Annotated in this window: 21 protein-coding genes; 5 read left to right on the top strand and 16 right to left on the bottom strand. The window is 62.2% G+C overall.

The window, feature by feature from the left end:
* Nucleotides 1–36: 36 nt before the first annotated feature.
* Together ACSQ3E_RS06170 and ACSQ3E_RS06165 are read left to right on the top strand one after the other, a co-directional pair.
* The gene (locus ACSQ3E_RS06170) at nt 37–894 is read left to right on the top strand and encodes an ABC transporter permease (protein WP_310322942.1); all 858 of its coding nucleotides are present in this window, start codon (nt 37–39) and stop codon (nt 892–894) included.
* A 41-nt stretch (nt 895–935) separates the two neighbouring features.
* Nucleotides 936–1,694, top strand: a complete 759-nt coding sequence (locus ACSQ3E_RS06165; RefSeq protein WP_436122010.1) for an ABC transporter permease — start codon at nt 936–938, stop codon at nt 1,692–1,694.
* 196 nt (nt 1,695–1,890) lie between these two features.
* Here ACSQ3E_RS06165 and ACSQ3E_RS06160 read toward each other — a convergent pair whose 3' ends face one another.
* The 3 genes from ACSQ3E_RS06160 to ACSQ3E_RS06150 all read right to left on the bottom strand — a co-directional run bounded on the left by ACSQ3E_RS06160 (nt 1,891) and on the right by ACSQ3E_RS06150 (nt 4,129).
* Complete coding sequence (locus ACSQ3E_RS06160) at nt 1,891–2,181, bottom strand: hypothetical protein (RefSeq protein ID WP_436122009.1); 291 nt, start codon at nt 2,179–2,181, stop codon at nt 1,891–1,893.
* A gap of 178 nt (nt 2,182–2,359) precedes the next feature.
* Nucleotides 2,360–3,121: a FadR/GntR family transcriptional regulator gene (locus ACSQ3E_RS06155; RefSeq protein ID WP_436122008.1), complete on the bottom strand. Its 762-nt coding sequence runs from the start codon at nt 3,119–3,121 to the stop codon at nt 2,360–2,362.
* A 111-nt stretch (nt 3,122–3,232) separates the two neighbouring features.
* Nucleotides 3,233–4,129: an NAD-dependent epimerase/dehydratase family protein gene (locus tag ACSQ3E_RS06150; protein WP_436122007.1), complete on the bottom strand. Its 897-nt coding sequence runs from the start codon at nt 4,127–4,129 to the stop codon at nt 3,233–3,235.
* Between the two features lie 94 nt (nt 4,130–4,223).
* On the opposite strand from ACSQ3E_RS06150, the gene ACSQ3E_RS06145 reads away from it, so the two are divergent.
* Nucleotides 4,224–5,150, top strand: coding sequence for an NAD(P)-dependent oxidoreductase (locus ACSQ3E_RS06145; RefSeq protein WP_310322935.1), 927 nt, complete (start codon nt 4,224–4,226; stop codon nt 5,148–5,150).
* A 23-nt stretch (nt 5,151–5,173) separates the two neighbouring features.
* Here ACSQ3E_RS06145 and ACSQ3E_RS06140 read toward each other — a convergent pair whose 3' ends face one another.
* The 3 genes from ACSQ3E_RS06140 to ACSQ3E_RS06130 all read right to left on the bottom strand — a co-directional run bounded on the left by ACSQ3E_RS06140 (nt 5,174) and on the right by ACSQ3E_RS06130 (nt 8,096).
* Complete coding sequence (locus ACSQ3E_RS06140; RefSeq protein ID WP_436122006.1) at nt 5,174–5,941, bottom strand: FadR/GntR family transcriptional regulator; 768 nt, start codon at nt 5,939–5,941, stop codon at nt 5,174–5,176.
* 140 nt (nt 5,942–6,081) lie between these two features.
* A complete protein-coding gene (locus ACSQ3E_RS06135; protein WP_310322933.1) occupies nt 6,082–7,068 on the bottom strand; it encodes a substrate-binding domain-containing protein in 987 nt (328 codons plus the stop codon).
* Between the two features lie 47 nt (nt 7,069–7,115).
* On the bottom strand, nt 7,116–8,096 hold the full coding sequence (locus tag ACSQ3E_RS06130; protein ID WP_436122005.1) for an NAD-dependent epimerase/dehydratase family protein: 981 nt from the start codon (nt 8,094–8,096) through the stop codon (nt 7,116–7,118).
* 248 nt (nt 8,097–8,344) lie between these two features.
* Here ACSQ3E_RS06130 and ACSQ3E_RS06125 point away from each other — a divergent pair, with 248 nt between their 5' ends.
* Both ACSQ3E_RS06125 and ACSQ3E_RS06120 read left to right on the top strand, forming a co-directional pair.
* Complete coding sequence (locus tag ACSQ3E_RS06125) at nt 8,345–9,088, top strand: ATP-binding cassette domain-containing protein (protein WP_436122479.1); 744 nt, start codon at nt 8,345–8,347, stop codon at nt 9,086–9,088.
* 41 nt (nt 9,089–9,129) lie between these two features.
* Nucleotides 9,130–10,128, top strand: coding sequence for an ABC transporter permease (locus ACSQ3E_RS06120; RefSeq protein ID WP_310322930.1), 999 nt, complete (start codon nt 9,130–9,132; stop codon nt 10,126–10,128).
* Nucleotides 10,129–10,230: 102 nt separating this feature from the next.
* On the opposite strand, the gene ACSQ3E_RS06115 is transcribed toward ACSQ3E_RS06120, so the two are convergent.
* The 10 genes from ACSQ3E_RS06115 to ACSQ3E_RS06070 form a co-directional block, all read right to left on the bottom strand.
* Nucleotides 10,231–10,989: a hypothetical protein gene (locus tag ACSQ3E_RS06115; protein ID WP_436122004.1), complete on the bottom strand. Its 759-nt coding sequence runs from the start codon at nt 10,987–10,989 to the stop codon at nt 10,231–10,233.
* 10 nt (nt 10,990–10,999) lie between these two features.
* Nucleotides 11,000–11,893: a glycosyltransferase family A protein gene (locus ACSQ3E_RS06110; protein WP_436122003.1), complete on the bottom strand. Its 894-nt coding sequence runs from the start codon at nt 11,891–11,893 to the stop codon at nt 11,000–11,002.
* Between the two features lie 386 nt (nt 11,894–12,279).
* On the bottom strand, nt 12,280–13,212 hold the full coding sequence (locus tag ACSQ3E_RS06105; protein ID WP_310322926.1) for a LysR family transcriptional regulator: 933 nt from the start codon (nt 13,210–13,212) through the stop codon (nt 12,280–12,282).
* 210 nt (nt 13,213–13,422) lie between these two features.
* A complete protein-coding gene (locus tag ACSQ3E_RS06100; RefSeq protein WP_310322925.1) occupies nt 13,423–14,091 on the bottom strand; it encodes an RraA family protein in 669 nt (222 codons plus the stop codon).
* A 108-nt stretch (nt 14,092–14,199) separates the two neighbouring features.
* Nucleotides 14,200–15,024, bottom strand: a complete 825-nt coding sequence (locus ACSQ3E_RS06095; protein WP_436122002.1) for a carbon-nitrogen hydrolase family protein — start codon at nt 15,022–15,024, stop codon at nt 14,200–14,202.
* A 31-nt stretch (nt 15,025–15,055) separates the two neighbouring features.
* Entirely contained in the window at nt 15,056–15,790 is a 735-nt protein-coding gene (locus tag ACSQ3E_RS06090) for an aldolase/citrate lyase family protein (protein WP_310322923.1), read from the bottom strand.
* A 61-nt stretch (nt 15,791–15,851) separates the two neighbouring features.
* Entirely contained in the window at nt 15,852–16,643 is a 792-nt protein-coding gene (locus ACSQ3E_RS06085) for an ABC transporter permease (protein WP_436122001.1), read from the bottom strand.
* A 12-nt stretch (nt 16,644–16,655) separates the two neighbouring features.
* Nucleotides 16,656–17,552: an ABC transporter permease gene (locus tag ACSQ3E_RS06080; protein WP_436122000.1), complete on the bottom strand. Its 897-nt coding sequence runs from the start codon at nt 17,550–17,552 to the stop codon at nt 16,656–16,658.
* Between the two features lie 6 nt (nt 17,553–17,558).
* Entirely contained in the window at nt 17,559–18,695 is a 1,137-nt protein-coding gene (locus ACSQ3E_RS06075; RefSeq protein WP_436121999.1) for an ABC transporter ATP-binding protein, read from the bottom strand.
* A 92-nt stretch (nt 18,696–18,787) separates the two neighbouring features.
* Nucleotides 18,788–19,858, bottom strand: coding sequence for an extracellular solute-binding protein (locus ACSQ3E_RS06070; RefSeq protein ID WP_436121998.1), 1,071 nt, complete (start codon nt 19,856–19,858; stop codon nt 18,788–18,790).
* Between the last annotated feature and the right edge of the window lie 595 nt (nt 19,859–20,453).

Here is a 20,453-nt window from a genome sequence, read left to right as displayed (position 1 = left end):
TTTGCGCTCCCACCGCGCTTTTTTTCTGGAAACCAGATGAAATCGCCCGGCTTCTTGCTTGCACTGCCCACCGCACTCATCGTGCTGCTGCTCGGCTTCGTGCCCCTGATCGTCATCCTGGTCTGGAGTTTCTGGACCTGGGACCCCGCCACCTACTGGATCAGGCCGGAGTTGAGCCTCGCCGGTTATGAGGCGATCCTCGAGGCGGGGCGCTGGAGCGTCATCCTGGGATCGCTGGGCAAGGCATTCCTGACCGCCACGATCTGCGTGGTCATTGGCTACCCCGCGGCAATGGCGGTGCATTTTCTGGCGAGCAGGCGAACGGCGCTCCTGCTCATGGCGCTGTTCACCATCCCGTTCTTCACCTCGTACATGATCCGCGCCTTCTCCTGGCGGCTGGTTCTGGGCCGCAACGGCCTGATCAATGGCTGGCTGACAGGTACAGGGATCATCGACCAGCCGCTCGACTGGCTCCTGTTCTCGAACTTTGCCGTCAATGTCGGGCTTGTTGCATCCTACCTGCCCTTCGTTATCTTTCCGCTGATCCTGTCGATGCAACGCGTCGAGCCGTCGCTGCTCGCCGCCAGCCAGGACCTTGGCGCGGGCTTCTGGCGCACCTTCCGCTCGGTTTTGCTGCCGCTCACGCAAGCCGGCATATTCGCAGGCTTCCTCTTCGTGTTCGTCATGGCGGCGGGATCGGCCACCGAAGTGCAGATGCTCGGCGGCGCAGCCGCATCGATGATCTCGGTGATGATCAATGACGTCATGCGGGTGGTGAATTTCCCGCTGGCCTTCGCAATCTCGACCGTGGTGCTGATCATCCTGTTCGGGCTGATCTTCATCGGCAACCGTCTGTTCAAGCTGACCAGACTGTTCGAGGGTTTCACATGGTAGCCAGTTTCGAAAGCCGCCCGCTGAAGGTCGCCATATGGCTGATGACAGCCATAGGGCTGGCAATCATCTATGTGCCGCCGCTTTATCTGGTGGCCGTATCGTTCAACCCGGCGCTGCAGCCGGCATTGCCGGCGCTCTCCGATATCAGCCTGACCTGGTACGTGGCTCTCGCCAAAGAGCGCAGCCTCATGAGCGCGTTACAGGAATCCCTGCTGGTCGCGACCGTTACCGCACTGGTGGCAACGGCCCTCGCGCTGTTGTCGGCGCTCGCCTATATGGACCTCGGCAAATGGCGCTCACGCTGGTTCATGTTCGTGTTGCTGCCGATGTTCGTTCCAGGCATCATTCAGGGCCTGTCGCTTTCGGTGATCTTCGGGCGCATCGGCTTGAAGCCGTTCTGGGGTACGGTAGCTGCGAGCCACCTGTTGTGGGCGCTGCCATTCGCATTCACCGTCATCCTGACCAGCATGGCAGCTGTCAGGCGTTCCTACCTGCTTGCGGCGTCCGATCTAGGCGCGTCTTGGTGGCGCCAACTGGTTGATGTGACACTGCCGCTGATCAGGCCAGGCCTGGTGGCTGCCTTCATCTTCTCGTTCCTGCTGTCGCTGAACGAATTCGGCCGGGCCTTCTATCTGGTCGGGCGGCAAAACACGCTGCCTTTGGCGATGTTCGGCAAGATGAACTCGGGCGCGTCGCCAACGATTTATGCCCTGTCAGGCTCGATTTTCCTGGCTTCGATATTGGCGGTAGCGTTTGTGCTTCTGGCGGCACGGGCCAGCGACCGAAAACTTCGCCGATAGGAGCCCCCCCTCTCATTTTTGTCTGGTCAGGACAGCACCCTTCCACGCGCGGGAGTTCCGATAGTTTGGCTGATTTGTCCGTAATGGGTCGTGTGTGAACGGTCTGGATTTGGCCCTTCAAAAGCGGACCTTCAGGTCTGCGCGATCAGCTTCGTAACCTGACCCGCTACGGACATTCGCTTCGGCCGAAGTCGCCCTACCGCAGCGAAAACTTGCTCAGGCGGCCTAATTCGAACCGAGCCGCATCGAGCCAGGCCTTCTCCAAAGACATGCAGAAAGTCGGGTGCATGGCCATGCCTTTCACCTGTGGCGAGGTGTGGTTGTACAGCTTGCGCCAGAATGGCTGGATGATGATACCCGACGACTGAAGGATCGCTTCGATATCCGCCATCAAGACACGGCGCTTCTCAAAATCCAACGTAGCGATGTCAGCAGCCTGATCGAGCTCTTGAAAGCAGACGCTCAAGCCCCCTTGGGTGACATGCACTCAAATGTCAGCTTAGTCCGCAATATAGCTTGTGGCCTGAGCATCGGCGATGTCCGCTTTTCGCGGAGTAACCGGACCGTGCGAATGACCGACATTGGGCGGCAACGGCTTCAAAGACACAGCTGATGACATATTGACGATCACGACCGCGCTTAGCGATGTGACTGAAATGTAACCTCTATCTTGATCGGCGGCCGATGATTTCATCGGTATTCGCCAGAAGCTTGCGGACCGCGTTGCGCGCGGCATTTGGCTTCTGCAACCGAATGCACTTCTCGATGTTTTCGTGAAGTTTCTGCGCGTGAAGCAGGCTGCTGTCTTCGCGGGTCACATGAACAAACAGGTGGTTCAGTGCGGATTCGATCAATACACCGAGTGGCACCAAAAGGTCATTGCCAGAGGCGCGCAGGACCGCCATGTGAAATCGTGTATCAGCTTGTGTCCGTTGCTGCAGTGAAGGGGCATTGCCCATGTCGTGCAGCGCCTGGCTTATCTCTGCCATTTGCGCTTCGGTCCGGCGCTCCGCGGCCAGTGCCGTCGCTTCCGGCTCGATGATGTGGCGGAACTCCTGCACGGTCCTCAGAAAGCCCTCGCGATCCGGCGAAGCGGCGTACCAGCTCAGGACGTCGCGATCCAGCAGGTTCCAATGCTCTTTAGGCTCCACCCAGCTGCCGATCTTGGGGCGGGAGGCCAGCAGGCTCTTGGCCATCAGCATCTTGATCGCCTCGCGCACCGCGGAACGGCTGACATCGAAGATTTCGGTCCACTTGGCCTCGTTGGGCAGGATCGTTCCGGGAGGATAGTCGCCGCGAACGATCCTGAGGCCGATCTCGCTGGCAAGGGACGTATGCACGCTTGCGCCCGAAATACGCGTGGCGTCCGTTCGGCGGCTTGCCAGCGGCTTGTCGGTGATGAGTGCGTCTGTCGGCTTTGAGGCCATTGGTGTCTGGTCTTCCTGTTGTCGTCTTGCCGATGCTGACGATCGGGCCGCCCTCGCAACTGAGTGGTGCGCCATCCCAAGTGTCAAGCGTCGCTTCCCGGCGCCGGCCAATCAATTTTGCAGGACGTATTTTCGCCAGCTGTGCTGGCTGCGGAAACCCAGGACCTCTTTGGCCTTACGGTTGGAAAGCAAGGTCTCGAACTCGCCAAGTTCATGCTTCAGCGGCACGTCAGGATAGAACCTCTCGAGCAACTCTTTCGTTGGCAGGTCGGATGATGTGTCGTCATTGGCCGCATTGAAGACCTGATATCCCAGACCGTCTTTCTTGATTGCGAGGTCGGTGATCTGACCGAGGTCGCGGGCATCGATGTAACTCCAGGTGATGCGCTTGCGGAAACCCGGGTCGGCAAACCATTTCGGAAACAGCTCATATTCGTGCGGCTCGATGACATTGCCAATGCGCAGGGCATAGATGTCGACGCCAGCGCGCAGGGCAAAGGCGCGCGCCGTCTTTTCGTTGACGACCTTGGACAGCGCATAGCTGTCCATCGGATCCACGTCGTAGTCTTCATCGAGCGGGAAGTAGCTGGGAGCCCGCGGTTCATTGGCGAAGACAAGGCCATAGGTGGTTTCGCTCGATGCAATGACGACCTTGCGAATACCAAGTTTCACCGCCGCCTCGATCACGTTGTAGGTGCCCAGCGCGTTGATGCGGAATACTTCATTATCTGGTGTGAGCATGATGCGAGGGATCGCGGCAAAATGCACGACGGCGTCAACCGGCTGCGGCCGCAGCGATGGGTCGAACTCGTGCAGCCCCATATAGCTCGACAGCGCGTTAAAGACCTGGCCGCTGTCCGTGATGTCGGTGATCAGCGTCCGCACCTTCGGATTATCGAGCGGCTTGGTGTCGAGGTTGAGAACCTGATGCCCCAGATCGACCAGATACTGCACAACATGTCGGCCGGCCTTGCCGCTGCCGCCCGTGAACATGATCCGTTTCGACATTTTGTCCTCCACATTCTGCCAGATCGGTGGATATTGTCAGACAATATCATCGACGGCGGCGCTGAATTCAACCTGCGAACAGAGGGCAAGGAAGATGGCAACGAACACGAAAGCAATCGAGCAGATCGGTTTCGTCGGACTTGGCTTGATGGGCCATGGCATTGCCAGGAACATTGTCGACAAAGGCTATCCGCTGACCTTTCTCGGCCGCCAGAACCGTGGCCCGGCGGAAGACATGATCGCGCGGGGCGCTGCCGAGGTTTCGACTGCTGCGGAGGTCGCCGCCCGCTCGACCATCGTGTTCATCTGCGTCACTGGTTCACGCCAGGTCGAAGACGTCATTCGCGGCACAGGAGGGCTAAGCGAGGCTTTGAAGCCCGGCTCGATTGTTGTCGACTGCTCGACGTCCGACCCTGTTTCGACGATGGCACTGGCGGCCGAGCTTGCCGCTGTCGACGTCACATTGGTCGATGCGCCGCTGAGCCGCACGCCTAAGGAGGCGTGGGAGGGCACGCTGGACACGATGGTCGGAGCTTCCGACGCGGTGTTTGCCAGGCTGAAGCCTGTGCTCGAGACCTGGGCGGGGCGCGTCGTCCATGTCGGCCAAACGGGCGATGGCCACCGGATGAAGCTGTTGAACAATTTCCTGTCGCTCGGCTATGCCGCGCTCTATTCCGAAGCGCTGGCGCTGGCCGGCAAAGTTGGCATTTCGCCCGCCCGCTTCGACAGCGTCATTCGCAACGGCCGCATGGATTGCGGTTTTTATCAGACTTTCATGCGCTGGACGCTGGAAGGCGATCGTGATGCCCACAAATTCTCGCTCGCCAATGCGGTCAAGGATCTGACCTATCTGGAATCGATGGCCGATTCCGTCGGAATGGTGAACCCCTTGGGAAATGCCGCCAAGAATTCCTTCGCGGGCGCCGTCGCCGCCGGTGGGGCCGAACTCTACGTGCCGATGCTGGCGACGCATATCGGGCGCATCAACGGCGTCGACCTGACGCCGCCGGAAACGACCTGATGCAACCTGGTCGAGGCAGGCGTCTACCTTCCCGAGCGGGCGATCACTTCGTCGGTATTGGCCAGCAGCCTGTGCACCGCGTTGCGCGCCGCTTGGGGGCGCCGCAGTCGGATGTTCGTCTCGATCGCCTCATGCAGGCTTTGGGCTCGTTCATCCTGGATCTCCTGCGTCACGAAGGTGAAGAGATGATGGAGCGCGGATTCGATCAGCACGCCCAGCGGCACCAGAAGGTCGTTGCCGGATGCACGGAGGATGGCAAGATGGAAGCGCGCGTCTGCCTGGGTGCGTTCCTGCAATGACGTCGCCTGGCCCATGTCGCGACAGCTCTGGCTGATCTCGCCCATCTGCGCTTCGCTGTGGCGTTCCGCGGCAAAGGCGGCGGCTTCCGGCTCGATGATGTGGCGGAACTCCTGCACTGTACGCAGAAAAGCTTCGCGATCGGGCGAGGCCGCATACCAGCTCAGCACATCACGATCGAGCAGGTTCCAGCGATCCTTCGGTTCGACCCAGCTGCCGACCTTGGGGCGCGATGCCAAAAGGCTCTTGGCCATTAGCATCTTGATCGCCTCGCGCACGGCCGAGCGGCTGACATCGAAGGTTTCGGACCACTTCGCCTCGTTCGGCAGGATGGTGCCCGGCGGATAGTCGCCGCGCACGATCCTGAGGCCGATCTCGCTGGCGAGCCAGGCGTGTACGCTCGATCCGCTCATGCGCGCGGCGTTGGGGCGACGCATTGCCGGCGGGCGGTCGGCGACCGTTTCCTGGGGCCTTTTGGACGTTCCGTCAGCCATCGACCGAGTTGATCTCTGCTGGATCAATTCCGTTCTGATTGGTGCAGCAAAAGCCGGCTCGTGCGGCGGAACCGTCCGCGCCCGACATCAACCGCGCAGGCTTGTCGGAGCGCCGGCGAGCCGGGCGCTCCGACCTGCACCTACTTCTGGATACAGGTATCGACAGTGTCCTTTGTGCATTCGTCGAGGCCGGTGAAGACCGGATCATCGACCTTCTTGCCTTCGATCAGGTCGATCATGACAGTCGGTGCCTTGTAGCCCATTTCGAACGGCCGCTGGCCGACCAGCGCAGTGACGAGGCCCTCCCTGGCAATCGCCACTTCGTCGCCGATCGTGTCGGCAGCGCCGATGACGAACTCGTTCTTGGCGATCTTGTCGGCCATCGGCTTGAACAGGTCGCGATAGGGCTGCGGGGCGCCGAACAAGGGCCAGCCGCCCATGATGCCGAAGGCATCGAGGTCGGGATTGGCCGCGAGGATGTCGGTCATCGCCTGCACGCCCTTGGCGCCGTCGTCATTGGTGAAGACAGGGCAGCCGGCAACCTCGGTCCAGCCGCCTTCACCCTTCAGTTCGGTCAGGCCCTTCTGGCCGGTCAGCGTGTCGCGCATGCCCTGGGCACGGCGCAGGATGTTGTCGGCGCCCGGATTGCCCTCGATGGTGCAGATCTTGCCGCCACTGGGCTTGGCTTTCTTGATGTATTCGCCGATGCGCGCGCCCATCAGGTAGTTGTCGGTGCCGAGATAGGTCTTGCGCAGTGCGGCGTCTTCGGCGGCGAGATCCGCATCCAGCGTCATGACCGGAACAGTCGGGTTGGCAGTCTTGATGGTCTGGGCGATCAGCTTGGCGTTCGAAGGCGAAATGGCGATCGCAACGGTGTCGGCCTTGCCCAGCATGTCCTGGACGATCTGCGCTTCGCCAGCCTCGTCCGACGTCGATGCCGGCCCGGTGTAGAAGCATTCATATTCCGAGCTGGCGTTTTCCTTGTTCCACTTCTGGCAACCCTGGTTGATGGCTTCGAAGAACGGGTTGTCGAGGCCTTTGACGACGATGACGAGTTGCTTCTTGGCGAACGCGTTTCCAGCGCTGAGTGCCAGGACAGCGGTAGCGAGCAATAATGCCTTCCTCATTGTTTCCTCCCATTTGAACAAACGGGCACGGCGTGCCCGCGACGAAATCAACCCGGATACCAGACGGTGCGAGGATCATTGTCCGAACGCTCGTACCGCCAGGCCGAGTCGATGAGCATTTCGAGGTCGTATTCGGGCTGCCAGCCAAGCAGGGACCTGGCCTTGGCATTGTCCATCCAGTTCGAGTGGTACTGGCTCGCAATGTCGATCGAGGCGAGGTGACGGGTGCGGGCGAGGTGGTCGGCGACCTCGCCATAATCGACCGGACGATCCATGCAGACGTTGAAGAGTTGCTGCCTGGCGCGCGGATTGTTGATCGCCGCAAGGATCGCCGACACCAGATCGTCGACATGGACGAAGTTGCGTTTCAGCGGCTGCCCGTCGGCATCACGCAACAGCGGCACGGTGCCCGCCCTGGCATGACGCCTGGCGTCTGCCTCCGGCACCAGTGTCTTCCAGTCCGGGCCGCCAAAGACGTCGTCACCGAAAGACAGCGTGTATCTGAAATCATCCTTCTCCATGATCCACGGCGCGCGCAGGCAGCACCAGTTGAGGCCATATTGGATGCCGAACTGCTCCAGCATGACTTCTTCGAGAACCTTCGACAGCGCATAGCTGCCGGGATAGGCCTGATAGCGTGCCGCCTCGGTGAGGGGCGCTTCGTTGCGGTAGTAGAAATGACCGATCGCCGCGTCGCCGCCTATGAGGATGAACTGTCGGGCGGTTGGACTTAGCCGAAACGCCTCGAGCAGCCAGAATAGGCCCTTGACGGCGACGTCCATCACGTCAGCTGGCGTTTCCTTGCATGTGGCGAGGTGCACGACGTGGGTGACGCCGACGAGCGCGTTGGCAACGACTACGCGATCGGCGATCGAGCCGCGGGCCATCTCGATGCGGTCGGTTTCATCGAAGGAGCGGTTGTGACAAAGCGCGCGGATGCGGGTCTCGGAAAATCGCGGATCGTCAAGCAGCCCGGCGATGAAGTGCCGCCCGACCTTGCCCGTTGCACCGGTAACAAGGATCAGCATGCTCTTCCTCCGATGCCCAGCTAATATCCTGGCGCCGTGCTCGTCAATGCCATTTGTCCGACAAAACAGATTTTTGAGACATTTGTGCCGAGTCCATCCGACAATTGATTGACGCTGTCGTGACGTTTTGCATAAATGCGGGTCTTCGCGTTTCCCGAGGAGGAAACCGGGAGCGCGAATTCGCGAAGCCAGACCGGGACGGGTGTGCGGGACGGCTGCGAGGCTTGCATGTTTCGGGAGGCTAGAGGCTGGTGGCAGTTCTCGAACTCGCCAACATTTCCAAGCATTTCGGCGCCATCCAGGCGGTCAGCGACGTGTCTTTCTCGCTCGAGGCGGGACAGGTCGTCGGCCTGATGGGGGACAACGGCGCCGGCAAGTCGACCTTGGTCAAGATGATCGCCGGCAACTTTCGGCCGAGCCATGGCAGCATGCGGCTGGAGGGGGCCGAGCTGGTCATGCATCGCCCGGTGGAAGCGCGGCAGCATGGTATCGAGATCGTCCACCAGGACCTCGCGCTGTGCAACAATCTGACGGCGGCGGCGAACGTCTTCCTTGGCCGCGAGCTGCGCCGCGGTTTTGGACCGTTGCGCATCCTCGACTACAAGGCGATGTACAAGCGGGCCGGCGAGATCTTCAGGGACCTGAAGTCCGAGACGCGGCCGCGCGACCTCGTCCGGCAGATGTCGGGTGGGCAGCGGCAGGCGGTGGCCATCGCCCGCACCATGCTTTCCGAGGCCAAGATCGTGTTGATGGACGAGCCGACGGCGGCGATCTCGGTCCGTCAGGTGGCGGAAGTCCTCAACCTGATCCGCCAGCTGCGCGATCGCGGCATTGCCGTCGTGCTGATCAGCCACCGCATGCCTGATGTCTTTACGGTGGCCGATCGGGTCATCGTCATGCGGCGTGGCCGGAAGGTTGCCGACAAGCCGATTGCCTTGAGTTCGCCGGAGGAAGTGACGGGGCTTATTACCGGTGCCATCGAACAGGTATGATCAACCCTGCCGGTCGCGCAGTGACGAAACGAAGGTCGACGATGGCTATTACCCTTGACCAGACCATTTCACAGAAACAGCAGAGCTGGATGGCGAAGGTTCTCGGCAGCCAGACCTTCTGGGTCCTCATTGCCGTCATTCTGGCCTGCATCTTCCTGTCCTTCGCCACCGATTCATTCGCGACGACGAAAAACCTCTACAACATCACCCGCAACGTCACCTTCGTCGCGATCATCGCGCTCGGCATGACGCTGGTTATCATCACCGGCGGCATCGATCTGTCGGTCGGTTCGGTGCTGTGCCTGTGCAGCATGGTGCTGGCGGTGGTCATGCATGCCGGATACGGCATCGAGGTCGGCATTGCGGCGGCCATCGGCACCGCGCTGGTAATCGGGGCGTTCAACGGCATCTTGATCGCCTATCTCGACTTTCCGCCATTCGTGGTCACGCTCGGCATGCTGTCGATCGCGCGCAGCCTGGCCATGGTCGCATCCAACAACACAGTCGTCTTCCAGTTTGGCCCCGACCACGACAAGCTGCTGGCGCTGGGCGGCGGCGCCTGGTTCTTCGGCATTGCCAATCCAGTGCTGTACATGATCGTCCTGGCGCTGCTGACCGGTTTCGTGCTGCGCTGGACGAGATTTGGCCGCTACGTCTTTGCCATCGGCGGCAATGAGCACGCAGCGACGCTGACGGGCGTTCCGGTACGCAAGATCAAGGTCGCCGTCTACATGATCTCGGCCCTGTCAGCCGGCATCGCCGGCATCATCCAGACCGGCTGGCTCGGTGCCGTCACCACCAATATCGGCGCAGGCATGGAACTTCAGGTGATTGCGGCCGCCGTCATCGGCGGCGCCAATCTGGCCGGCGGGGTCGGCACGGCCTTCGGCGCGATCATCGGTGCGGCGCTGATCGAGGTGATCCGCAACAGCCTTGGCCTGCTGGGCATCAACGCCTTCTGGCAAGGCACATTCATCGGCAGCGCCATCGTGCTTGCCGTGCTGTTCGACCGGATCCGCAATTTCCGACTGAGCGAATAGTGGTTCCGCGCGGCGTTGACTGCCGAACCGAACAATTCCGTCCCGTTGCCTGTGCGAGCAACCGGCTTGAAGCGAGCGAAAAGCCGACCAGCGGAGCCGCCGTCAATCTCCAGCCGGCAGTCCGCCCGCCCTTTCGCTGAGGTCGAACATCCACAGGCCGCCATCGTCGATGTGAGGCGGATGATAGCGGCGGTCCATCGGGATGGGTTCGAGCCGCACGCCGGTTTCGTCGGCAAGGTAGTCATAGCCGATGGCCTGGTCGCGGCGGTCGGGATCGAGAAAGCTGTAGAGATCGCGCCGCGCGCTGCGCCGGGCTGGGTCGATCATCTTCAGATGATAGAGATTGAGCCCGCTGCGCAACTCGCGGAAGCCGGCGTTCCTCGGGTACCACAGATCGTGCAGGCCGGTGTCGGTGCGTTCGGCCGGGTCGAAGGCGCGGAACAGGCAATGGCGGATCTTGGCGCCCCAGATGCCGTCGACGCGGTAGCTCAGCGGCGCATACAGCTCGCGGAAATGGAACCCCCAGGCGATGCGCCCCGGTTTGCGGGTCAGGGCCGCGATCTCTGACGCCACGGCGGTTTCAAAACGTTCGTCGGGATCGACGGCGAGGATCCAGTCGGCGCCGGCCTGCCGCGCTGCCTCGAGCAGGCAGCGCCGGCGCCCGACCTCGCTGCTGAACACGCCGGTCGATGCACGGTCGTCGAAGGCCACCCAGCCGTCGACGAACGGATCGATATTGGCGATGAGATCGGGGACCAGATGCGCGTCGAAGCGGTAGCTGAAGACGGCGATCACCCTTTGCCTGCGTCGCAACAGCGTCTTCCACCGCGGCAGTTTCGGCTTGATTTCTGAGGAGATCATCAGGGGAGGCCTATTGCGCAGTCATGCCTGAGGCGGCTGGACGGGGCCTGTCGGTTGACCATTGCGACACCAGCACGCCGCCGGCCTTGACGGCCAAGGTGAGCCAGAAGATCGGCATCGACAGCCTGACATAGGTCAGGTCGCGGCCATCGAGGCCGGCGCGCGCAAGGGCTTGAGCCGGCCGCCACTGGCGCAACACGTCGCGGGCAATCCTTGCATGGGATTTTCCCAGGATCCGGTGCATGTCGCGGCCATAACGGATGCCGCGCCGGAACTGATCGATCAACAGCCGCATCAGCCGCGTTTCGTTGAGGTGGATGGTCTGGACATCAGGCTCCCAGACGGGCTGCAACTCAGGCGGCAGCCGTTTCAGGAACTCGGTGTCCTCGCTTGCCGGAACGGTTTCGTCGAAGCGGCCGAAGGCGTCGAACAGCGCGCGGTCGAACGACGCGCCGAAGCGGATCGCCATGGTCTCGGGCAGGCCGGGCAGGCGCCGCATGAACATGCCGATATAGGCGGCACAGGCGACAAGGTTGCGCGGGTGGCTGTTGGCGATGGCGCTTGCCACCGCGCCTGCGCCTGCGCGGTGGCGGACAAGGCGCCGTTCGACCCAGCCGGGACAGGCGCGGCAGTCGCTGGCAAGGAAGGCGATGAACGGCGCCGTAGTGTTGTCGATGCCGCGATTGCGCGCCGCCCCGACATAGAGCCGCTCGGCATATTCGAGTGAGGGCACGGTAATGCCTGCGCGCCTCAGCACGGCCTCGACATTGCCGCCGCCGGAATTGACCACGACGATCTCCGTCGGCTGCTCCTGGTCGAGCAGGGAGCGCACGGCACCGACGACGTCTTCCGACGCCTTGTAGCAAAGCACGACAGTTGCAAGTTCGGTTCGTTCGGCAGGCACGCGCATTAAACTCCGGGGGACAGCCTGGATAGGCCGCCCTTTTAGCCAAAAAAGCACAATCTGCAATAGGTAATCACTGCAACTTCAAATCAATCCTTGATTGTATTTGAGGCGTGTCCCGTCGGGCGGTGCCAGCACAGCGGAGCGGCATCTGCGCGCCCGAGCGTTGCACTCGGGCATGGTGACCGGGCGAGGACGGGGACGATTGTCTTTTTGTCCGATCCTTGTCCGCGGCATGGCTGGCGCGGCGGGACACGAGGGCTCACCGGATCGCGCGCATCATGGCGCACGGCGTGTCCTGAAATGACCGGCCGGACAGCGGCGGAACCGGAGCTGCGGCAACCCGATGCCTGGCGTCGTCGCCGCACCGTGCGGCCGATTGCGCCTCAATAGGCCTCGATCTGCTGGATGAGCGAGCGGTCGTAGAGCGTGCACACCTTGCCGACCACGTCGCGGGAAATCGAAGCGATCAACGAGCACAGCCGCGACGAAGCGGCTTCGAGATAGACGACGCTGTAGCGCGTGACGGGAAAGGCCGGCTGCACGTTGAGCACGTGCAGGGCGCCGCTGCGCAGCTCGTTTTGGATGACGATGGGCGGCAGCACGGCGATGCCCAGACCGTTGGCGATCATGCTGATCGTCGTCGACAGCGAGTTGGAATAGTGCAGCACCGCACTCTGGGCGTCCTGGCCGCCGAGATAGTCGAGCAGCTTGCCGTGGTTGTAGGTCCCCCGCTCATACGAAATGATCGGGTAGCGCAACAGGTCGCTGCGCCCCATCGGCTGGTTGGGCGCGCCTTGCAGCAGGGCCGGGGACGACACCCAGAACATGCTGAGATCGCAAAGGTCTGTTACGTTCATCTTCGACATGTTCGGCCCGGGGAAACCCAGGATGATGTCGAGTTCCCGATTTTCGAGACGTTGCAAAAGGACGGAGGAAGAATCGGTCGAAACCGAAACGCGCAGGCGCGGCGAGCGTTCGCGCAGCGTTTCCATGATGCCGCGCAGCACCACCAGCGCCATGCTGGGCAACACGCCAATGCGGACCGTGCCCTCAAGTTCGTCCTTCGGTCCCAGATCCTGCAGAAGCGCGTTGTAGCGGCTGACGATGTCGCGGGCGCCGGTGACGAAATGCGCGCCCTCTTCGGTCAATCTGACGTCGCGGGCGTCGCGGTCGAAGATCCGGAAGCCAAGCTCCTGTTCCATGGCCGAGACGCGGTTGGAAATGGCCGCCGGCGTCATGTTCATCCGCTCGGCGGTGATGCGGAAATTTCTCAGTTCCGCCAACCAGATGACGGTCTCCAGGAAACGAATGTTCACTGGCTCTGCAAGCTCCGGAATGCCTTCATTGTCGACCTCGGCTGGTTTCGGCGAAGCATCTGATGCAGCATGGGCTGCCGCTTCGCAGGCGCGCCGGCATTTTAGCCAGCGGCCGCGACGAGGCAATCAGCGTCCCCGAGAATTTGCGCACTCGCTAAAATATGTCGGCGGCGACGCGGTTCGCCGCCGACTCGCCCGGACGTGGACTGGTCAGGCGCTGAGCTTTGCCAGGACCTTGGCGCTGGCGCCCGACATGTCGCCGAGTTTCTGGACCTTGTCGCGGACGCTCGCCTCACGCTTCTTGCCGCTGTCCTGCATGCCGAGCGCCTTTTCGGCGACGGCCCTGACCTCGTCGCGCGGGATGACCAGCACGCCGCTTTCGTCGGCCAGGATGGCATCGCCGGGCATGACGACGGCACCGCCGCAGGACACCGGAATGTTGAGCCCGCCTCCGAGATCGTAGAGGCGCGTGGTGATGGGCGAGAGCCCGCGGGACCACATCGGAAAATCCGACTCCTCGATCTCGGTCAGATCAGTGCATGGCCCGTCGACGATGCCGGCAACGGCGCCTGCAGCCTTTGCGGCAACGGTGACGCCGCCGCCCCAGCAGGCATATTTGTCGTCGCCGAGCCGATCGACGACCAGTATGTCGCCCGGGCGCAGCAGGCCTGTCGCGTGATGCAGCAGCGTCGAGTCCGAGCCGGAAATCGCCAGCGTCACCGCCGTCCCGACGACCCGCCGCTTCGGCAGAAGCGGCTGAATGCCCCGGTCCATGAAGCCGAACAGCCGCCAGTGACCGACGGTCGCCGTCTCGACATCGGCAAGCAGATCGAGGTCGGCCTGCGGCACCTGCTCGGGCATGTCCTTGATAATGTACATCGTAAGGCCCTTTCCCAGAGCGCTTCCGCTTTTCCTCGAAACGCGGAAGTGCTCTATCTTCTTGTTTTTGCGGACGGAAAACCGCTCCGCACTTGTCCTGGAATTGCTCTAGGCGCAGGCGAGACGGCGATGCTGGGTCATCGGGATCAGCGTGCGGGCGCGCTTGATCTGTGCCGGATCGACGCGGGCGGTGACGAAGCCGACCCCGTCGGATGCTTTCGCCACGACATGGCCCCACGGGTCGCAAACCAGCGAGTGACCCCAGCAATGACGCTTTTCATTGCCGAAGACCGTTGCACCGGTCTGTCCGCAGGCAACGAAATAGGTCTGCGTTTCGATGGCGCGGGCACGCGCCAGCACCTCCCAGTGGTCCTTGCCGGTCTGCAAGGTGAAGGCCGCGGGAAGCACGATGATGTCGCAACCGGCCTTTTCCAATTGCAGGAAAAGCTCGAAGAAGCGGATGTCGTAGCAGATGGCGCAGCCGACCTTCACCCCGTCGATCTCGTAGGTGACGATGTCCTCGCCGGGCTTCACCGACGCCGATTCCTTGTAGGCCGTGCCGTCGGGGGCGACGATGTCGAACATGTGGATCTTGCGATAGGCGGCGACCTGTCTGCCCTGGCGGTCGAAGACGAAGCTGGTGTTGTAGATCCGGTCTTCGCCCTCGACCTTTTCCATGATCGTTCCGGCATGCACATAGACGGCATGCTCGCGGGCAAAGGCGCTCGCCATGCTGTAGGCGGCCCCGCCAGGGGCGGCTTCCGCTGCCGCCAGCTTTTCCTCGATGCTGCCGCCGTAATATTCGAAATATTCGGGCAGGACGATGAGGTCGGGCCTGTCGGTCCTGACGGCGTCGAGCATCAGGTCGCCGATGTCGCGCAGGTTCTGGGCGCGGTCCTTCTGCGGATTGGTCTGGATGAGACTGATTTTCACGTTGGTTCTCCCTGTTCGGATTGTCGGATCTTCAGGCGACGATCCTCTCGTCCCTGAGCGCGTGGATGGTGGCCATGATCCCGGCCCGTAGCGTCATGGTCTGGGTGGCGACGACGAGCAGATCGGCCCCTTCGTCGAGGGCAAACTGGCGTTCGGCGGAGGTCCAGGCCGGCATCACCCAGCTCTTGCCGGCGTTGCGCGCTGCTGCGGCGACGCGCCTGAGATCGGCGCGGTCGGCATCGTTGAAGGCATAGGCGCCGCGGCCGCGCGCCAGAGCGAGATCAGAGGGACCGGGGAAAAGGCCATCGACGGTGTCGAGCGCGATGATCTTTTCGACGTCTTCCAGGCTTTCCGCCGTTTCGATCATGGCAAAGCACTTGGTCCGGCTGTTTTCGGCCTCGAAGGCGTTCGACGCCGGTCGTGCGTAGCCGAAGACGCGGCCGCCGGCGTAGGACCGTGTTCCGGTCAGCGGATATTTGGCGGCCCTGGTGACCTCGCGGGCATGGTCGACCCCGAGCACATGCGGAACGATGACGCCGTCCGAACCGAAATCCAGCGCCTGCTGGATGGACTCGGCGTTGGGCGCGATGATCTTGGTCAGCGTCGGCATGCCGATCGCCTTGGTGTAGGCGAGGAACTGATCGAGCGAGGCCAGGTCGAAGGTGCCGTGCTCGAGCTCCAGAACCAGCGACTTGACCCCGCATGTGCGCGCGATTTCGAGATAGCCGTAATGCGGCTGCGACATCCAGAGCGCGATATTGTCCATGACTTTCATTTCCTTCGGGGGATGATTGCCCACCGGCGGCGCGCCGCCGGTGGCGAGAGCGTTATTTGCCGATGGTCCGCGACAGGCCGAGTGTGCGCTCGATCAGCATGATGATCAGCAGCGTCGCCGTGACCAGAACCACCGAGATGGCCGCCGTCATCGGATCGGTCTGGCTTTCGACATAGTTGAAGATCTCGACGGGCAGCGTCGTCAGCCGCGGACCGGTGATGAAGAGCGAGATCACCACCTCGTCGAACGACAGCAGGAAGGACAGGGCCGCACTTGCGACGATGCCTGGAGCCATCAGGGGCAGGGTGATGCGCCGGAAGACGGTCAAAGGCGAGGCGCCGAGCATTGTCGCTGCTTCTTCCACCGAGGGCGGCAGCGTCGAAAGCGAGGTGATGACGATGCGGATCACGTAAGGCGTGGTCACGATCAGATGGGCGATGATCAGGCCGGTGACGGTGCCAAGCAGCCTTGCCTGCACGAAGACCAGCAATATCGCCAGGCCAAGGACGATGGAGGGCAAGAGAAGCGGCGCCGTGAATAGGCTGAGCACGAACTCCTTGCCGCGGAACTCATGCCGGCCGATCGCATAAGCGGCCGGAATGCCGATGGCCAGCGACAGGGCGGTGACGATCGCTGCGATGCCGAGGCTGAGCCAGAAGGCGTTGATCAGCCCGGCGTGCTGGAACATCGCCACATACCAGCGCACGCCCCAGCTCTCGGGTGGAAAGGTCAGGTAGCTGTCATTGCTGAACGACAGCGGCAGGACCACCAGAATGGGCGCCAGCAGGAACAAATAGAGGAAGATGACGAGAATGCGGAAAGGAAGGCTTATTCTGCCGATCATGTTCAATCTCCCTCAATCGAACCGGCGCACGACCCGCGAATAGACCGCGAGCGCAAAGCCGAAGATGATGAGCACGATGACCGAAGTGGCCGCGGCCCGCGGCCATTCGAGCTGGATGATGGCCTGATCGAAGATTTCGGTCGCCAAGAGGAAGACGCGGCCGCCGCCGAGAAGTTTTGGCGTGATGAACGAGCTGATCGCCAGGACGAAACACAGCAGGCAGCCGAGCGCCACCCCCGGCAGCGTCAACGGAAAGATGATGCGGCGGAAACGGGTGAAGGCGTTGGCGCCGAGCGAGGCTGCGGCTTCTTCCAGACTCTGGTCCAGCTTGCCGAAGCCGGCGATCAGGGCCAGCGCCATATAGGGGATCAGGATTTCCACCAGGCCGATGAAGACGCCGAGCGTGTTGTTGATGAGCCGGATAGGTTCGGCGATCAGCCCCATCGACAACAGCGAGCCGTTGATCAGCCCCTGGTCGCCCAAAAGCACCATCCAGCCATAGGTGCGCACCACGCTGGAGACCAGCAGCGGCGAGACGGTGATGACAAACAGCACATTGCGCCAGACCGGCGACACACGGTGCAGGAACAGCGCGATCGGATAGGCGCAGACCAGCGTGGCGATGGTGACGGCGAAGCTGATCCACAGCGAGTTGATGACAAGCCCGAAGTTGAAGCTGTCGGTGAAGAAGTCGAGATAGTTCTTAAACGTATAGACATCGGTCAGAACGCCGCCCGAGCGGCTTTCCAGGAACGAAATCTGGCCAAGACGCAGCACCGGCAGCACGAAGGCGGCGAGATTGACCACGGCCATCGGCACGAGCAGGAGCACGATTGTCAGCGGAAAGCGCCGTTTGGGCGCGGTTGCGGCCGATGCAATGTCGGCCGGCATGTGGGTGATGGCGCTCATGACGGCCTAGCTCCCGAAAACCAGCATGTCTTGCGGCTTCCATTCGCAAAGCAGCATGTCGTCGGTGTCGAAGCCGTGGCCGGCACTGGCGGTCGGCACCTCGACCTTGAGCATGGCGCCGCCGATTTCGACCTCGTATTGCACGATGTCGCCGATATAGGTGATGCGAGCGATGCGTCCGCGCGCACTGTTGGTCGCGTTGCTGACCAATGCGCGATCGCGATCCGGCGTCAGGCTGATGCGATGCGGCCGGATGGCAGCCTTGGCCTTGCCGCTGCTCAGGCCCCTGGTGTCGCTGCGATAGACCTGGTCGCCGATGCGCGCCTGGTCGCGGCCGACGATCTCGCAATCGATGACATTGGCGCGGCCGACGAATTCGGCGACGAAAAGCGAGGCAGGCTTTTCATAGATTTCCGAAGGTGTGCCGAGCTGGGCCAGCCTGCCGCCGGACATGACGCCGACGACGTCGCACATGGTCAGCGCCTCGACCTGATCATGGGTGACGAACACGGTGGTGATCGACAGGCGCTTCTGGATTTCCCGGATTTCGATGCGCATGTCGTCGCGCAGCTTGGCATCGAGGTTGGACAGCGGTTCGTCCAGAAGAAGAATGCGTGGCCGGATGACGAGCGCGCGCGCCAGCGCGACACGCTGCTGCTGGCCGCCCGACATCTCCTTGGGCTTGCGACTGCCATATCCCGGCAGGCGCACCATTTCGAGCGCCTCCTCGACGCGGCCGCGCGCCTCCTGCCGGGAGACGCCGCGCATATCGAGGCCGAAGGCAATGTTCTCGGCAACCGTCATATGCGGGAACAAGGCGTAGCTCTGGAAGACCAGGCCGATGTCGCGTTTGTGCGGCGCGCGCCGGGCAACGTCGTCGCCGCCGATCAGGATTTCTCCTGAGGAGACCGGGGCAAGGCCGGCGATCATGCGCAGCGTCGTCGTCTTGCCGCAGCCGGAGGGGCCGAGAAGGCCGAGAAGCTTGCCTTTGGGCAGGTCGAGATCGAGCTTGTCGACGGCGATGAAGCCTGACTCGTAGCGTTTGGTCAGGCCGCGCAGCTGCAGGAAAGCGTCGTCCGGTTTCGGCTCGGCTTGCGGAATGGCGGTCGGGTGCGCCTCGAGGCGCGTGGCCAGCGTTTGCATGAGCTTACCTCTGTTTCATCTGGTTGAAGCGGTCCGCACGGGCCGACCGGCCGGAGCGGGCATGAAGTGCCATGCCCGCTCCGGCGTCGATGTCAGCGGCTTGCCGGGATGATCTGGCGCCGCCAGGGCGACAGGATGTCGTCACGCATGGCGCCGATGCTCATCCAGTCGACGGGGATCAGCTTCTTCTGCTGATCGGCGTTCATCAGCGGGATACGCTTGCGCGTCTCTTCGTCGACCTCGGCCTTGGTGTTGGTCGGGGCATAGAACATCGCCTTGGCAAAGCGTGCCTGGACCTCCGGGTCCAGCGTGTAGTTGATGAATGTTTCCGTCGCCTCCTGGTCGGGCGCATTGGCGATCGCGCTGATCACGTTGATCTGCGATGCGGTGCCCTCGACGGGGCCGACCGACTGCATGCGGCCTTCGGTCTGGTCGCGGAAGAACTGCGACCGCGCATTGTAACCGATCGAGACGGTGGCGGTGCCGTTTGCCACCAAAGTGTAGGCGTCGGGCTTGGGCTCCCAAGTCTGCACCGCCGGGGCAAGCTCGACCAGCTTCTTGACGCCTGGCTCGATCGACTGCTTGTAGTCGTCCTGGCCGGCAAGACGGTTGGCGATGATGGTCAGAAGGATTGCCTGGATGTCGCCGCCGCCCTGTGCCGGGATGATCACCTTGCCCTTTTGCGCCGGATCCCACAGCGCCTCCCAGCTGGTGGGCGGATTGTCCTTGTAGGTGTCGCGATTGTAGATCAGCGACAGCGTATCGTAGGTCAGGGGAATGGCGGCGCCGCCGAGCTCCTTGCCGATGTCGGCGAGGTCGGCATAGTTGCTGATCTTGGTGGTATCGAGCTTGGCAACGAGGCCTTCTTCCGACGCGATCTTTGCCACCGACAGGTCGTAGATCACGGCATTTGCCTGCGGCGCGTCCTTCTGGGCACGCATGTTGCCGAGCGACGTCGCGGCATTCTGGACGCCGAAGAACGTCACCTTGATGTCGGGATGCGCCGCGTTGAACGGCTCGATGACCGCCTTCTGGTAATTGTCCTGAAAGGCACCGCGATAACCCATGACGGTGATGTCGGCGGCCTGGGCGACGACCATGCCGCCTAGTGTCATCGATGCGGCGGCAAGCGCCAGGACGGAGGTAAGGTCTGCCAGTTTCATGTTTTCGTTCCCCATTGCTCTGACTGTTTTTGTTCTCTGGTCAGGCTAGAAGCAGGGAAATTTTCGGTCCAACGGGTATTTCTGTCTGGCTGTTCGATTTTCCTTTCCGGGCATGGAGCGGCAGGGTCCTGCCGACGCCCTGCGCAACGCCGAAGAGCATGACCGGCACACCATGTCATCGCGGAAGGGGCAGCAAACTCGTCTTATGAGCTGAGGATAGCCGAAGTCGACGCGAGCACATCTGAGAAAGGGTAAACTCGCGTGCCGCGGCAGGCGACATTGCCGGAGGCAGCCAGCGGCATCGATGTGGGTCAGCAGGCCGGCAGCGTTGGGGCCGTTTCCGGGCTGTCGGCTTTTCGGAAGCACTTGGCGAAAAGCTGCCATTCCAGGTCAGCGCCATCATTCAAAATTTGTCTCGTCAGCTTACGACCCCGATTGAGACATTAGAGGTCGAATTACGACATCCCAAAAGCAGTCATTCACCTTCAAGCCTGCGACAGCAGCTCAGCGCCCTCAAGTCAGCCGCAGATTTCCCGAAAGCGAACATTTGACTGTCTATCGATAAGCAGTGAGCGAATTAGCGACTACACTAACG

Origin of the sequence: Aminobacter sp. LjRoot7 (assembly GCF_964252895.1) — a bacterium.
In the GTDB taxonomy this organism is placed as follows: domain Bacteria; phylum Pseudomonadota; class Alphaproteobacteria; order Rhizobiales; family Rhizobiaceae; genus Aminobacter; species Aminobacter aminovorans_B.
The sequence above is the reverse complement of the archived record's forward strand: the minus strand, read 5'-3'. Positions and strand labels throughout refer to the sequence as shown.